General features: G+C 72.1%; 1 protein-coding gene. It reads right to left on the minus strand.

Annotated features, from left to right (window positions below; genetic code table 11):
* Positions 1 to 1,066, minus strand: a 1,066-nt coding sequence (locus NON22_RS24490; RefSeq protein ID WP_257389594.1) for a serine/threonine-protein kinase, incomplete at its 3' end; no start/stop codon positions are given.
* Between the last annotated feature and the right edge of the window lie 201 nt (positions 1,067 to 1,267).

Here is a 1,267-nt window from a genome sequence, read left to right on the forward strand (position 1 = left end):
CCACGCTGTCCGCAGCGTCGCCGGCGGCCGGCGGGTTCGCCGGGGAATCGGCCGCCGCGGCCGTCTCGCCGGTCAGGGCCGGCACCGTGACGAAGCGCGACTCCGGCGGCTCCTGGCCCTTGGGCCACAGCAGCATGCCGAGCAGCAGCACGGTGCCGGCGATCGCCGACAGACCGACCCAGAGGCTCGCCGGCCATTCGCGCACGCGTTCGCGCCAGGACGGCGCGTGGTCGCCGTTGCGGCGCTGCTCGAGCTCGCTCTCGACCTGGTCCAGCCCGTCCAGCAACTCCGCGGCGTTGGCATAGCGCTGGGCCGGCTCCTTGGCCAGCAGCCGGTCCATGAGCGGCTGCCAGGCGCGCCGGGTCGGCGGCAGCCGCGGCGCGGGCTGCTCGACGTGGGCCAGCGCGACCGACAGCGCGTCGGGACCGTGAAACGGCAGATCACCGGTCAACAGCTCATAGGCCATCACGCCGAGGCTGTAGAGATCGGAGCGGCCGTCGAGCGCCTGGCCGCGGGCCTGTTCCGGGCTCATGTAGCCGGTCGAGCCCAGGGTGGCGCCCTCGCGCGTGACGCGCACGTCGGAATGGCGCGCGAGCGCGATGCCGAAATCGGTCAGCAGCGGGCGGTCGAGCTTGTCGAACAGCACGTTCTCGGGCTTGACGTCGCGGTGCACGATGCCGTGCTCGTGGGCGTAGCCCAGGGCCTGGGCCAGGCAGCGCAGGATCTCGATGATGCGGCGCTGGTCGCCCGTGTCCTTGCGCGCGGCCAGGTCGCCGTTGGGCAGATAGGGCAGGGTGTAGTAGAGATGGCCGCTGGACGCGCGGCCGACCTCGTAAATGCTGACGATGTGCGGATGGTCGAGCCGCGCGATCAGGCGCGCCTCGTTCTCGAAGCGCTTGATCAGGTCTTCGCTCGGTGCACGGTCGGCGCCGAGCACCTTGATCGCGACGTCGCGCTCCAGCGCGGTCTGTACGGCCAGGTACACCGTCGCCATGCCGCCCTGGCCGAGCTGGCGGGTGATGCGGTAGCCGGGAATTTCGAACGGAATGCCCGGATTGGCGGTCATCGGCCGTGATGAGGAGGGGGAAACGGCCGCCATTCTATCGGAAGCCGTGTATAGGAATGGTTGCGCGCGTCGCGTCGCCGCGGCTGGTGCGGTCCCGGAGCCCGTGGCAGGCTAGCCGGCATGAGTTCCGCGCCCACGCCCGCACCAGCGAGCCGCCCGGCGCCGCCGCCGGCGGCCCAGGCCGGCCGGCCCGTGGTGGTC

This window comes from Tahibacter caeni (assembly GCF_024609805.1).
GTDB lineage: Bacteria > Pseudomonadota > Gammaproteobacteria > Xanthomonadales > Rhodanobacteraceae > Tahibacter > Tahibacter caeni.